At 37.6% G+C, this 14,805-nt stretch carries 13 protein-coding genes; 6 read left to right on the plus strand and 7 right to left on the minus strand.

The genetic code is table 11. The annotated features are described in order from the left end of the window. Positions 1-186 precede the first annotated feature (186 nt). A complete protein-coding gene (locus tag E0H80_RS07820) occupies positions 187-1,374 on the minus strand; it encodes a catalase family protein (protein WP_131364682.1) in 1,188 nt (395 codons plus the stop codon). Positions 1,375-2,381: 1,007 nt separating this feature from the next. On the opposite strand from E0H80_RS07820, the gene E0H80_RS07825 reads away from it, so the two are divergent. From E0H80_RS07825 to E0H80_RS07850, 6 genes are all read left to right on the plus strand, one after another. Beyond that, a complete protein-coding gene (locus tag E0H80_RS07825; protein ID WP_131364684.1) occupies positions 2,382-3,545 on the plus strand; it encodes a zinc-dependent alcohol dehydrogenase in 1,164 nt (387 codons plus the stop codon). Positions 3,546-3,774: 229 nt separating this feature from the next. Further along, positions 3,775-4,803: an acyl-CoA/acyl-ACP dehydrogenase gene (locus E0H80_RS07830; RefSeq protein ID WP_131364686.1), complete on the plus strand. Its 1,029-nt coding sequence runs from the start codon at positions 3,775-3,777 to the stop codon at positions 4,801-4,803. Further along, positions 4,791-5,573, plus strand: a complete 783-nt coding sequence (locus E0H80_RS07835; RefSeq protein WP_131364688.1) for a PIG-L deacetylase family protein — start codon at positions 4,791-4,793, stop codon at positions 5,571-5,573. Before E0H80_RS07830 ends, E0H80_RS07835 begins: the two co-directional genes overlap by 13 nt. Beyond that, positions 5,566-6,165, plus strand: coding sequence for a class I SAM-dependent methyltransferase (locus E0H80_RS07840; protein ID WP_131364690.1), 600 nt, complete (start codon positions 5,566-5,568; stop codon positions 6,163-6,165). Before E0H80_RS07835 ends, E0H80_RS07840 begins: the two co-directional genes overlap by 8 nt. Continuing rightward, on the plus strand, positions 6,162-6,833 hold the full coding sequence (locus E0H80_RS07845; protein ID WP_131364692.1) for a glycosyltransferase: 672 nt from the start codon (positions 6,162-6,164) through the stop codon (positions 6,831-6,833). The genes E0H80_RS07840 and E0H80_RS07845 overlap by 4 nt, the downstream gene beginning before the upstream one ends. 274 nt (positions 6,834-7,107) lie before the next feature. Further along, the gene (locus E0H80_RS07850; protein WP_131364694.1) at positions 7,108-7,326 is read left to right on the plus strand and encodes a hypothetical protein; all 219 of its coding nucleotides are present in this window, start codon (positions 7,108-7,110) and stop codon (positions 7,324-7,326) included. A gap of 313 nt (positions 7,327-7,639) precedes the next feature. Here the strand turns inward: E0H80_RS07850 and xseB are convergent, their stop codons facing one another. The 6 genes from xseB to E0H80_RS07885 form a co-directional block, all read right to left on the minus strand. After that, complete coding sequence (xseB, locus tag E0H80_RS07860; protein WP_131364698.1) at positions 7,640-7,834, minus strand: exodeoxyribonuclease VII small subunit; 195 nt, start codon at positions 7,832-7,834, stop codon at positions 7,640-7,642. Further along, on the minus strand, positions 7,827-9,089 hold the full coding sequence (gene xseA, locus E0H80_RS07865; RefSeq protein ID WP_131364700.1) for an exodeoxyribonuclease VII large subunit: 1,263 nt from the start codon (positions 9,087-9,089) through the stop codon (positions 7,827-7,829). The genes xseB and xseA overlap by 8 nt, the downstream gene beginning before the upstream one ends. Before the next feature lie 651 nt (positions 9,090-9,740). Continuing rightward, the gene (locus E0H80_RS07870) at positions 9,741-10,832 is read right to left on the minus strand and encodes a fimbrial protein (RefSeq protein WP_131364702.1); all 1,092 of its coding nucleotides are present in this window, start codon (positions 10,830-10,832) and stop codon (positions 9,741-9,743) included. Continuing rightward, the gene (locus E0H80_RS07875) at positions 10,829-13,417 is read right to left on the minus strand and encodes a fimbria/pilus outer membrane usher protein (protein ID WP_131364704.1); all 2,589 of its coding nucleotides are present in this window, start codon (positions 13,415-13,417) and stop codon (positions 10,829-10,831) included. Before E0H80_RS07875 ends, E0H80_RS07870 begins: the two co-directional genes overlap by 4 nt. Then, complete coding sequence (locus tag E0H80_RS07880; protein WP_131364707.1) at positions 13,418-14,116, minus strand: molecular chaperone; 699 nt, start codon at positions 14,114-14,116, stop codon at positions 13,418-13,420. 22 nt (positions 14,117-14,138) lie between these two features. Next, entirely contained in the window at positions 14,139-14,666 is a 528-nt protein-coding gene (locus E0H80_RS07885) for a fimbrial protein (RefSeq protein ID WP_131364709.1), read from the minus strand. Between the last annotated feature and the right edge of the window lie 139 nt (positions 14,667-14,805).

Below are 14,805 nucleotides of genomic sequence, written 5' to 3' on the forward strand. Positions count from 1 at the left end.
CCTGTGGGAGGTTTTTTATGGTCAAATTTGATTAATAGATCCTTTCTATCCATTAATCTAAATGCTCAAGAGCAAGAAGCATATCTTATTAAATTGTAAGGCTACTTAGATTTGAAATTAGACTTGAAAAGATGAGCATAATACCTTCCTCAAACCTGAAATTTTGCTATATTATCCTGATAATTATCATTTAACTGAGTTAATGGGCTTCGATGAATCATGGATTGGGAATTCGTTTCTGCTGACGGAATTCATCTCATGTCTGACTCGACTGATCCGGTCATAAATCACTTTACGCAGTCGGTTCACTGCTCCGAGTGGTTTATGTTCAGGTAAAGAGTGCCATGGAGTGAAAGAAAGATTTTCACAAAATTTATTCTGTTCAGGTGTATCAAAAATCTGTTCAGGAATACGAATAGTCGCGACCTGATAAAAGGGTGCATGCGTTTCTTTCCATTCGGTCATTGAATCTTCGATGGGCAACAGATCTGATGTTCTAGGTTGCACCAAAAGTTCCATACAGGCATCGCCCTTTTGTAGACTATTTCGTAGGGCATTTCGCAGAAAATCATGACTCGGTTTTTCTGGTATAGGGTCTGTTACTGTGGAGCAAGCTCTAGCAGAATATTTTACCGCCTGACGATCATTACCTAGTCCTAACTGGTAAGGAACCATCGACCAATATCGGGTTTTCAGGGGATTTGAAATTCTGGTATTGAGCTTTAATGCATTCAGAGTTCCTTTAGCACCAAGTGCGAAAGGAATATGCAACTTTCTAAAAAAATTATCGCTATTTATATCCTTCATCAATGCCATATAGCGTTCAGGATCATTAGCGAAGAATACTGGATGATTGATCATAATGAAGTCTTGTGTGGTGGCCTCATCCTCTAAAAGTTTTTCCCCGGGTACACCTAAAATCTTGATTGCCATGCCTCTTGCATCTCTTTTAATGTCTGCCTTCGTTGCATCACGGGAACCATTCGAGAAACGAATCCATGCCTGATAGGTTTTACCGGGAATAAAAATTCCCTGCGCAAGGGAATGAGGAAGTGTTTCCCTCACATGAAACTCTGCTCGTACACATCCATGAGCTTTCGGATGTGCATCACGAAGGGCAGTGCCCGCGGAATATTGTGTACGGATGGATTTTTCAATTACCTCCGAGATTTTTTCGGCTATTGCCTCTTCATCAGGATACAGTTTTTCACTTAGACCAGGATCAATGCTGGGATAAGCAATCCGGTTAGGAGCGGGAAGCGTTGTAAGGGTGGAGTTTTGAGGTTTCGTAGCAGAGCAACCGATGATCATCACCACTAAAGGTGCCAGAGTGAACAGTAGCGTAAAGTGTATCGGCCGCATCATATTTGGCATCGGTTTTCTCCTTGCTGCAATGATAACAGCAAAATATATTATTTTTTTGCGCTCAGAATGTTAAAAGCCTTGAGCTTATTTAATACACTAAATGACTATAATATCTATGACATTTTTTTGACTCATTTAGTCACAATGTGGGATATGAATAAAAACCAACTTTATAGATATCTTGCAAGATATCATTTTAGGGGCTATAGAAAAGTGGATTACAAAAAAATAAGCTCCGATGTTCTGTCAGGGTTTCTTTATATGCTGTTTGCTATAAATCTTGTCATCCCTTATTTTCTACTCAACACTTATAATTATTGTTTAGTGTTTTTTAAACTCATTACTCCTTATTAAAATAAGAATATGAAAATTAAACATGAATTGAAATAGATATGCATACTCTAATTTTTGCCAGCTAAAAATTAGAATTTTCACTTAATTCGCATTATTTAAATTATTGATCGCTTACTTGTAGTGACTCACCTGTATAAGGGATGAAATCTTTATTTTTGCAGGGAGTCACTTACAAAAAAGAAATTTTCGATAGAAGTTATTGCTCATCTTGTTCAAAACAAACCTCACAACAAAGATATTGCAAAATCACATAATAATTATAATAAAATAATTCCGAAATCATATAAATGCAAAGCATAAAAGAGCAGCTACGCTTTAAGCTTTATCATTTTGGAAAAGACGATAAGGTATTCATTTTTGACTTAGCCAATAAATTATAAGTAGAGAAAAATCAGTTAAAACCATCTTGGGTTAGAAAAGATTTTTATATAAACGAAAGGAATAGATTCAAAACTGATCATTTATAGATACCTCAAATACACAATTAAATAACTCAAAGGTTATATTTTATACAATTTTAGACATGAACAATTGTCTGTTTAGCCATAAGTTTAAAGAAGCCTTGTTTGGTATCAAAATATCCACCGTAAAATTTAAAAAAACCTATTCACCATGAATGTGGCATTTAAAACTCAAATAGAAAAATAGTAGAGGAAATCATTATGCGTGCTCTTACTTATCATGGCACTCGAGATGTTCGAGTCGAGTCTGTTCCAGATCCAGTGATTCAGGAACCTGATGATGTCATTTTGCGGGTCACTGCGACGGCCATCTGCGGTTCAGACCTGCACCTTTATCGCGGTAAGATTCCTGCAACTGAAGAAGGGGATATTTTCGGGCATGAATTTATGGGAATTGTTGAAGAAGTAGGGCCGGCTGTCACCGAAGTCAAAAAAGGCGATCGGGTGATTATCCCTTTTGTTATTGCCTGTGGCCACTGTTTCTTCTGCGAACATGATTTGACTGCAGCGTGTGAAAAGACCAATACCGGGCGAGGAGCCATTTTAAATAAGAAACAGATTCCCCCAGGTGCAGCACTGTTTGGATATAGTCATTTATATGGAGGTATACCGGGCGGTCAGGCGGAATATGTACGGGTGCCAAAGGGAAATGTAGGGCCTTTTAAGGTACCAGGCTCATTGTCCGATGAAAAAGTATTATTCCTCACCGATATTCTGCCCACTGCCTGGCAAGCGGTGACCAATGCAAATGTTGGTAAAGGTTCCAGTGTAGCGATTTATGGAGCAGGTCCTGTGGGGTTGCTATCCGCTGCATGTGCACAAATGTTAGGTGCTGAACAGATCTTTATGGTCGATCATAATCATTATCGCTTGGAGTATGCTCGCAACACCTATGGGGCAATTCCTGTAAACTTTGACAAGGTCGATGCAGCCGAATTTATTATCAGTAATACTGCGGGTCAACGCGGTGTAGATGCGGTCATTGATGCGATTGGGTTTGAAGCTAAGGGAAGCATGATTGAAACTGTGCTAACCAATCTTAAAATTGAAGGTTCAAGTGGGGCAGCGCTACGTCAATGTATAGCCGCGGTGCGTCGCGGTGGTGTGGTGAGTGTGCCGGGTGTGTATGCAGGCCCCATTCACGGATTCCTGTTTGGAGATGCCTTTGATAAAGGTCTTACTTTCAAAATGGGACAAACGCATGTGCATAAATTTTTGCCTCAACTTTTAGAGTATATTGAAAACGGCGACTTATCGCCCGAAGTCATTATCACTCATCGCATGAATCTGTCAGAAGCGGCTGAAGGTTATCGTATCTTTGATAAACGTGAACAGGACTGCCGTAAAGTGATCTTGACGCCTTAACTTGACACCCTAAATGGTGCATTGAGATTCTTTAATGAATCATATAAAAGTAAATTATCTTAAACGGTAGCGTCATGCTAAATGGTGCTACTGTTTTGCTTTAAGCAATTCATATTATTTTATCATTACTATACAAAATTACTATAATTCAAACAATTAACCATTTTAAGATGGATTTAAATGCAACAGAAATAAAATTCACTTATAAACTCCTATTTATGGTGTATGAATGAATGCGTATAGCAATAAAATAAAAGGAGAAATATCCTTGGGTTTAAATAAAGTTTTGTTTGAATTTGAACAGCATGAAACTGATATTCATCAAAATTTAGAACATACCATTAAAAAACTCGTCATGTTTGTACCTGATATTCCTCATCCGGGAGAAGGAGAAACATTAGCGAGATGGAAGATATTGGCAAAAGTTGGATCCACTAATTTAAATTTAGCCAAATGGTTTGAATCCCATCTGGATGCACTGAGCATTTTAAATGAATTAAATTATAGTCCGGTCAAAACTGGGCTTTGGGCGGTATGGGCAGCGGAAGGAAGTACAAATCCCATTCATTTTAAGCAAGCGCTCTGTTCAGGTCAGAAAAACTGGTGTTCGGCTGCAGGACTAGTTGATTATGGTCTGCTCACCTACCGCGATGAGCGCGATCATTCACAATTAATCATTGTCGATATGAGCCAGCCAAATATTCAAATCGAACATAAGGGTTGGAACGCTGTTGGAATGCAGCATACCCGTACAGCATCAATAACTTTTAATCAGGTATATGCTGAAGCAGTGGGTGATTCAAATGCCTATTTAGAAAGACCCGGGTTTTGGCACGGCGCAGCTGGAGTGGCAGCCTGCTGGTTTGGGGCTGCAACACGTCTGGCCGATTTTTTATATCAGGAATGCCAAACGAAGCCGCATGCTTATCGTCTGATGTATCTGGGAGAAATTAGTACTTTACTCTTTACAACGAAACAATATTTTCATCATGTCGCACATCAGATTGATCAATATCCTGCGCAAAAGCATGAACTCATTATCCGGATATTACGTGCCAAAGTTGAGCAGACTGCACAATTGATTTTAGATCAAGTGGGTAAGGCGCTCGGTGCGCGACCGTTCTGTGAAAATAGAACCTTTGCCGCTTTGGCAGCAGACTTGCCGGTCTTTTTAAGACAGAGTCATGCAGCATTTGATTTAGAGCAAATTGCAAAGCTTGTACTTCAGAAAGATGAAGGTGCTACATGGATGTTATAAAAGACCATGAGGTGGGAGATCGCATTATTTATGGAGAGGGAACTAATTATCAAGAATGGCGAGGTTGGCCTGGACTGGAGTCTTTAAAACAGTTAGATCTAGTCTCCTGTTTTCCTGAAGGAAAGCGTGTCCTTATCATTGCACCACATCCAGATGACGAGGTTCTAGGTTGTGCAGGACTATTACAACAACTTGCCGAGCTTAAGCGTGACATTGTACTTGTAGCCGTCACCAACGGGACTCAAAGTCATCCAGACTCACTGCTTTACACACCTGATCAATTAGATACCATACGGCCCGCTGAAACTCATCATGCGCTTGAAGTATTAGGGTTAAATCATGCAGTTAAACGTATTGCTTTAAATTTGAGGGATGGCGAAATTACTGCTCAGCAAGGCAGGCTTTATCAAGCTTTAACAGAATTGATCTGTCCGGATGATATTCTGGTATGTACCTTTGATAAAGATGGGCATCCTGATCATGAAGCCACGGGACGAGTTGTACAACAATTGACAAATGAATCTTGCTTAAGCTGTTATCAAGTACTGATCTGGGCATGGCATTGGGCCACTCCGGATGATCGCCGTATTCCATGGCAAAAGGCTTTAAAGCTGAAACTTACCCCACAACAATTACAAGATAAAAATAAAGCAATCCTGTGTTTTAAAAGCCAGTTGGAAATCGATACAACTACAGGACAAGGGCCTATTTTATCGCAACAGACTATTCAACGAATTTTATTGCCTTACGAGGTCTATATTTGTGCTTAATCAAACAGATTATTTTGATGAACTTTATAAAAAAAGTGATGACCCGTGGGAGTATGAACAGCGTTGGTATGAAGAGCGTAAACGGAAAATTTGCTTGGCCTTGCTTTTAAAACCTGTCTATTCAAAGGTATTGGAAATTGGCTGTTCTAACGGCATTTTTAGTCAGCACTTAGCTCAAAGAGCTAAGCAATTAATCTGTCTCGATGCTAATTCTAAAGCGATACAGTTGGCGAAAATACGTCTTGAACATTTATCTCATGTAAAAGTCATCCAGCAGCGTATTCCTGACCAATTTCCTGCTGGTTCATTTGATCTGATTATTATCAGTGAAATTATGTACTATCTTCAACCAGAAGAGTTATCCAAATTAATAGAAAAAGTTGAAAATAGTTTAACTTCACAAGGGGTAGTTTTATGTTGTCATTGGCGTTATCCGATTGATGGATTTATATTGACAGGTGAGACAGTTCATCACTTATTGAAACAGCAGTTTCATTTACAGCATTATTTGAATGTCAACGATCCTGATTGTATAATTGATCTATGGAGTAAAGAAACAACCACTTTGGCTTTCAAAGAGGGCTTGATATGATTGGGATTGTAATTCCAGCGTGTAATGAAGAACAATACTTAGAAAAGTGTTTACATCATATACGCCTAGCAATACAAGCTTTGCCAACTTTGAGCCAGGAAGTCCGCGTACTGGTTGTATTAGACAGTTGTAATGATCAATCTTTAGAAATTGTCCAAAATGCAGGGGTTGAATATTTACAGTGCAATTTTGGATGCGTAGGTAAAGCACGTGATTTAGGGGTGCGTCACCTTATTGATTCAGGCGCGACCTGGATCGCATGCACTGATGCTGATACTTGGGTGGATACCCAATGGCTTTTACAACAAATCAATCATCAACCTGCAGATGCAATTTGTGGGGTGGTGGAAGTTGATAGCTGGCAAAATTTTTCCATTCTTACCCGGAAAAACTACTTGGCACATTATCAGGATGTCATGAATCATCCCCATATTCATGGTGCAAATTTGAGTTTTAGTTCAAATGCCTATCTCCAAACGGGTGGATTTGAAGCATTATGCTGTCATGAAGACGTTGATCTAATCCAGCGAATGCTGAAGCTGAATTTGAAAATCATCTGGAGTAATTTAGTACGCGTTAAGACGAGTAGCCGTTTAAATGCCCGTGCACCAGAAGGGTTTTCCAGTTTTTTACATCAGCTAGAAATAGCAAGCAGTCCAATCAAATAGTTTTAACTTATAAATATTTTTTTAAACTGAGAAATTAAGAATAATAAAAAGAATTAACGGTATATAGGCTTTTATATAAGGTAACTATTTAAAATATAATTTATTTTAAGACCTGATTCCAAAATTGATTTTAGCAATAGCAGTTCTGGTCTTTAATAAAAGGACGAGTTGTAAATATTAAAAATCAACACCTTTACATTCAAGCTTACAAAGTAAGTTATACATTTACTCTAGATTCCTTATGATAGAAACATAGATAGGGAGTTAAACAGCTATGATCAAAATTAAAAATCCAAATTCTGGTGAACAAAGAACGATTAATAAAGTGCTCGGTGATGAAGTCACCTTAGCTAAGGCACAAGACCATGCCGGTTATTATGATATGCATAATAATCATTTTATTCCCCAAATGGATGACAGTGATGAAGTGGTAGGGTTTTGTGAAGCTGAAGAAAATTCTATTATTTGGGAAGTCATTGTTTCAAGTGTCTAGTCGAAGATAGAGGTTTTATAATTCCGTCAATGAATAGACGATCCCGAAAGCAACTTGAAGCCACAACTCACTGGACTAGAGAACAGGACAGTTATTTGATTGAGAACCATTTGCTCACGTTTGCTGAGCTGAGAATCAAATTACCCTTTACTGATGATCAGATTATCCAGCGAAAAAAGTTACTTGGACTGTTACGAAGAGAAAGACAATTACGACGGATTTAAAAGTTTTTGTGGCATCTTTTTTCCAGATAGAATAATACCCATGAAGTGCTTGAAGGTGCTTAATGAGTATTTAAAAATTAGCGGATTAATCAATCTTTAAAGGTCTCGTTCAGAGCCTGTTGCACGGCATCTATACGTGACTTACAGGCTTTATATGCAGCCATGGACTCTTCAACAATCTTCATTAGATTATCAATATCGGGGTCTTGTTGAGACTCAAGCAGTTCAACATTTTTCTTGAGAACCTCATAACCTTGTTTAAAGCTTAATTCTTTTTTAGCCATTGCTGATTACCTTTTTTACATGGGCGTCGATAATGCCATCCTGCAGTTCTACTTGAATGCTATCGCCTGAAATTTGCTGAATAGAGCGAATGGCTTTTCCTTGGCTACGGACAACAGCGTAACCTTTGGCCATCACATTGCTAGGATTTTGTAATAAGGTTTCCCGCATCAATGATTCAACCGAGGTTGATGCCATTTTAAGTTGTTGTTGCGCAAAATATTGGTTATTGCTTTTCATTAATTCAAGGCTTTGCTTAGTGGTATTAACCTGATTTTGAGCAAGCGTTTTAATCACTTTGATGTGTTGATCATTTTGGCCCTGATAGACCGCGATGTGGTGCTCAGATAAAATTTTAATGCTCTGTAGGGATTGAAGTACTCCATTGGTCCGTTCAACAATCAGGTTTCGAATTCCCCCAATCACTTTACTGGGGGTATCAAAAGAACGATTGGCAACTTCATCCAGAATGGTTCGGTCTTTTTCATGACCGATGCCTACCCATACGGGAACTGAACATCTACACAGCAAAGATGCTAAAGGGTAGTCATTCAAATACGCTAAATCATTCACAGCGCCACCGCCCCGAATGATCACAATCAGATCGGGAGTGGAATCGAAATCTGTTGCCCACTGAGCTAAGCCATTCGCTAGTGATTCAATCATACTGACAGCGGCTGTATCTCCTTGAAAAGTCGCCGTGTGATAGACAAAGTGACAAACCCCCGCCTGATCTAAAGCATCGGCATCTTTTTTGAAATCTCCCAGACCTGCAGCATTTTCAGGCGCGAGGACTAAAACATTTTGAATATCAAAAGGCGGAGGGAGTAATTTATTTTTATTGGCTAAGCCTTCTAAACGAAGATGCTCTAATATTTGCTGATAGCGTTGAGCAATGTCACCCAAAGTATAACTAGAGTCAATATCTTCTACATTGACTGAAAAACCATACTGAGGGCTAAAATTGGCTTTTACTTTTATAAAAACATTTAAATCTTTTGCAAGCTCAATCCCGCTTTCACGTTCAAATTTTCTAACCATTTTGGCTGCTGAAAACTTCCAGATTGTTGCTTTACAGCTGGCAATGACTTTATCGGTATCTTTTTCTTTTTCCGCCAGCTCTAAATAGTAATGCCCACCTTTAATACTGAGATTACGAATCTCTGCTTTTATCCACACCGGCTCATCAAAAGCTATACGGATAACTTCTTTTATGGCAGATAAGTATTCACTTAATGAAAGTTGAGATCCGAACATAGATATGCTGGCAAGGTGTCGTTATAAAAATAGTATAGAAATGATCCCAGAAAGGCAATTCAACTTACTTAAGTCTACATTGTGTTTATAGGAGTGATTTCAAGTTATTTATCATGTGAGTGAGTTTATATATTTCAAGTGAGGACGAAAAATAGCATTCAAGCATAAACCTAAGTAATGTAGAGGGGTTTTAATCCCTTTTTCGGTTCTTATCAATGCTCTTATCTAGATTGTAAACAGCTGTATAAAATTGATAGCATTTTATTTTGTAGGTAAATGCTTACAAGGAAACAAGAGATTGCCGATATGAATTAGCTTATATATATGTAATTATTGATTTAATAAATTTCATCCTGTATAGATGGAAATTGCATAATAATTATAAAAACGTAACTACGAACCCTGAGGGAACGTAAGTTATAACGAGTAAGTTACAGATCTAAGCCTTATAGTTTTGGGAGAGACTATAAGGCTTTATTTTTTAGCTCTTATGCAAGATAAAACCATGGATCTAGTTTACGCTTCGTAGAACGATTATTTAAATCATAAGCTTTAAGAGCATCGCTCGTTATTAATTTTAGATGAGTAAATTACAACTAATGGCAATTCTTTAAGTTGTAGTACTTCATTCAATAAAAACATCACTCTATATTATTTGAAATAAACTTCATAATTAATGACCGAACTAAATTTGCCTGTAGTTGTAGGTGATTTTAAAAATAAAACGCCTGCTTCAAAATTCTTGCTAATTTGAGAACCAGAACTTTTACCAAAATTGATATTTTGATTTAAGTTAATAGGTAGGCTGCTGCCCTGTTCAAAAATACGAATACCCATGGTATTTTTCATATTTGTTTCACTTGCAGTCACTGTCTGATTATCAATTTGTAGTGATGAACTAAATGCACCAACAAATGGGTATTGTGCGCAGTCCTTACCATTCGTCGTAACATTAATACTAAACGGTACTTTTCGGAGAATGGTATTCACATCTTGATAAGAGTAATACTTGCCTAAATCTACTGTTTGCGTGGTCAGCACGGGAACACATTCAACATAATTGATTCGAATTCCATCGACATTTTCTTGGAAATTACCTTTACCATTACGTCCACCTGCACCATCAAGTTGAAATACTTGATAAGTTTTAGCTGATGATGCCGGAAAATTCTTACCTGTCCCACGAGATTTAATAAACAAAGAATAATTTAAAGTAAGGGTTTGCGGATCAGCACATCGTCTAAATAATGGTGATTTTTCAATAAATCGGCAGTTTTCAGCAGCCACTGAAAAAATTGTACCCGCATTCGGTTGATAACTAATTGCTTGCTTGCCGGTATAAATTTTATCCATGTTTTTGCTAATTGGATATTCTCTGCCATTAAACCGAATTCCAATAATCAGGTTGGAATCATTAAAATCATTTGCCAATTGTTGTGCGATATTATCAATGTATAAATATGCATCTTCATTAGTATTGGATTGAGCATCATCATAACAGGTAAAAGTTGAACTATAAGTTTGGGATTCCCAAAGCAAATTATTCGCAGCCTGATTAAAGCTGGTCACTGTTATATCACCTACAGTGGTGGTATTGGTCGTATTGTTTGCTTTGTCAATATCAAAGGAAGAGGATGCTTTCGGACCAGATAAACAACGTAGCGCCCAGGTATTTTGAACAGCTACCAGACTTACAGAAAATATGACTAAATTTCGAATGAGTCGAAGAAGTTTTATATTCATTTATTAAGATCTCCAGCTTCACATGAAATTGTCAATTCATCATAGCCCATTGCCCGATTGCTCAGCTGAGGCAGGGTAAACTGACACTGCTGATTTACAGCATCACCCCATTTGGCCATAAGGGTTTGCCCTGATTCTACATTTGTTAGATAAGCCTGCCCATTTAATCCAACCAGACCAACACGGCTTAATCCGTTTATTTCAGTAATATCTGTTCCTGTGGCAAGTTCTTTTTCATTAAAGGTTAAATTGACTAAAACACTGTGTCCATTTTTAACATTAAATTTAACTTTTACAATCGCATATTTGGTCGGAACAATATCTGTTTTAATTAAATCCTCAATGGAGATATTTTGCCCCAAGTCTTCTGCTCTCAAGGCTACCCGATTTCTGGCATATGCATTACTGCTACTAATAATAGCATAGCCATTTTTATCAATTTTCAAGCCGGTTTGGTTTTCAATACGAATGTTTTGAGCCCCTTTGGCTTCAACTAAAATGGGAGAGCTAGTGAGTTGCTGCCCAAAAATAATACCGTTGGAATGCACCAAGATCCCACCATTCACACCCGCATAAAATTGCTGGTTATCCTGAGTATAGCCATAACCAAAATTGCTATTGGCTTTTGTACCTCGATAAGCTGCATTTAAATTAAAATTGTTTGCAGAAGTCTCCGAATGACCCAGTTGTGCCTGTATTTGTAAATTTTTATCTTCTAAAAAAGTGCCAGAAAGTGAGGTTTGGGTAATAGCTCCCGATGAGGGCGAATATTGATAACTATTATTTGAGCTTAGATTATATTTTTTGATTTTTTTATACTGATCAATGGGCAAGCTAAAATTTAATCCTACTGAATAATCAGAGCCATTAAATAAATTTTTACTATTTTGGTAATACATGCCATATGACAGGCGCTGAAAATTATTGTTATAGCCAATTTGCCAATTGCGTTGATTATAATCTTTTTGCCAATATTGGATATCGGATAAATTGGCGTACATTTGTCCCCATTTACCGAACTGTTGACTTAAAGAAATCTGATACTGATTTTTTTTACTATAGTAAGTATTCGAATAATAGGTATTGGTTTGCTCATTTTCTAAACCGGATGAATCATCGACTAAATTGTTATCTTGATAAATATATTCATAACGACCATTTTTCCACTGGGCTTTTTCTTGTACGGCATCAGCAAAGCCATAATAACCCTTTGATGTGTAATGATAGCCTGCAAAACGGATATCGGTGCCCCGGGTATTCAAAGACTTGGCATATAAAAGACGCAGCCCTAGACCGTCTTCTTGGCGACCATCAGAGAGGGTATTATTTGCATAGCTGAGATCTGTAGAAAATGCACCTAAATGACCCAATGACCAAGCGAAACCACCTGCGACCGCATAGTAGTCTTCAGCCACCAGTATCCCGGTATAAGGGGTAAGATAATTATTTAAGCCCAAGGTATAACTGAGCTGACCAAAATAAGGTTGATAATCACTGGAGCCACTTTTATATTGCCCGCCGGTGATTTGATACTTGTTTTGTCCAGCGCGAAGCATATTAGGTACAGAAGAATAGGGCTGAGTAAATTTACGTATACTGCCATCACTTTCAATAATACGAATTTCTAAATCACCACTTTGATTGGCAGCATATAAATCCTTGATTTCAAAATTTCCCGCAGCCACATTCATGCTGTACACAAGATAATTATTTTGCCGCACTTCAACCAGTGCATTACTCAATGCTGTGCCTCGAATGATGGGTGCATAATTTTGTAAGCCAATGGGTAATTGCGCATCATCACTACTAAACTGTAATCCACGAAAATTGACACTGTCAAACACATCATTGCTAGTCGTCGTATCACCGATTTCTAAACGCGCTTTTAAGGGAAGGATATCGCGTTCAAGCTTGTTGATGACATTATCCCACTGTATTTCTTGCTCACTATATTTAGAATAACTGCTCTGGTTACGATAACGCCAGGCACCATAATTAAATCCGCTATTTAAAAATAAGCTGCTATTAACATGATTTGTACCTGATTTATTCTTATAAATATTGCTGTTCGCATTGTAATTTAAGATCAATGCATTAATACCCTGATCATAAAGCTTAGCCGGGATATAGCCTCGGATATTTTGCTGTAAAAAGATTTGAGGAACAAAAACATTTAACGTCTGTAGGCCTGCATCAAAACTTAGCTTAGCCTCTGGTAAGGAAGTTAAGTCATAGCATTCATCACTTGCACTTTTGGCATCATTTTTTTCTGAATTCCAAATGATTTGATAGTCTTCAATAAAGCGTGCATCTATACAGGGTATGACTGCTTGGCCTTGCTGATAAAATTTAATTACTCTTTTATCAATACGTTGATTATTAATATAAACGGTAAATTCATATTCGCCCGGCAATATGGAATAGCCTTTAGTCACAGCCTCAAAAACCACTTGATCTGTGACATCTTTTAAAAATGCGGTATTAAATTCTGAGTCGTCAGCATAAGCATTGAATGCCCATAGACTCGAGCTTATTACAACAACTTTAAAATAGTGAGAATTATTTTTAAGTGATTGATTTAGCATTTATTTTAAAAAAATTACTGGCATCTCGGTATTTCCGCCGTAATCATTAATATAAGTATAATGAATACTTTTCACGTCTTTGGAGACGTTGGCTAATACATCTATCGTTTGATAGGGCGGAACCATATCCTGATTCATGTTTCGAATAGGGGCAGAATTATTTCCCAATTTTAAATCACCAATCGTGATAAAAAGAGCACTGTTATTTTTTAATTTTAAAGTTCCATTTTCCACATACCACTTTAATTTTTTTACCGCGGCAGGTAGGTCGGCCTCTATTTGTTGAGGGCGATAAAACAATTTGATTTTAGAACGTACTGCAAGCTGTAAGGTATTTTCATTTTCAGGCTTAGGTGGGATTTCTTGAATATTAATCCACACTTGGCTCTCGCGATCGGTCGGTAAACCTGAACCTGAATATATAAAGCGCAAAACAGATTCTTTTTGCGACTCAATCTTGATTAAAGGCGGAGTAACAATAAAAGGAACTTTGGCTGGAGCCGTCTTATCTTCACCTGGTTCTAGCCAAGTTTGAACGATATAAGGCTTAGTCGAGTTATTCTTAAGTGAGAGTGTTGCAGCTTTATTTTCACTATTATAAATAACCCGACTTGCCATGGCTTGAACCGCAGCCTGACTCGAATTAGCAAAAGAAATACCAGCTAAAACGAGAGCTAAAATAGATGGGTTCAAACGCATGTTAATTCCTTAATTTCATTGATTATTTTACTTGTAAAGTAATGCTTACAGTTGCATCCGCTTTACCTGCTACAACAGCAGCACCAGTAGCTTCATAGAACGCTTGTAAAGGTAATGATCCGGTCGTACCTGTTGTAATAAATGAGGCATTTGAATCAGTAGTAGAAGCAGGAGTATTTAAATTTACTAAATTTGAGGTATTACTTGCCTTCGCAATGCCGATACCTACGCCAGTCGCCGCTGAAGTTTTTAAAAGTTTCGGATTTGTAGCATCTGTTGCACCCGCAAAATTTACTTGATAACTTCCTGCTGCGCAATTATCTACATTAATGGTAAACGTCTGCGGTGTAGATTTATCACCTGCCGTTTTAAACATAGATGTCGGCCATTTACCTAAAACTACTTCGTTAGTAGTGCTACTGTTAATTTTAACATCACAAGCCGCGTTTACAATTTCGCCTGTAAAATTAATCTGTCCCGCAGCAAGTGCGTGAGAAGTCATTGTTAGAGTAGTAAGTGTACCAAGTAATAAAGCAATTTGTGTTTTCATTTTACGTAACTCTTAGATAAAGAATAAGTTTTTATTAAACTTAATATTGATTTAAAAAACACGCTCACAAGCACAAATACTGTATAAAATGTGACACATGTCTCACTTAAGAGAGTATCAGAAAAAAACTTTTTGCCAA

This window comes from Acinetobacter sp. ANC 4779 (assembly GCF_004331055.1).
Classification (GTDB): Bacteria; Pseudomonadota; Gammaproteobacteria; order Pseudomonadales; family Moraxellaceae; genus Acinetobacter.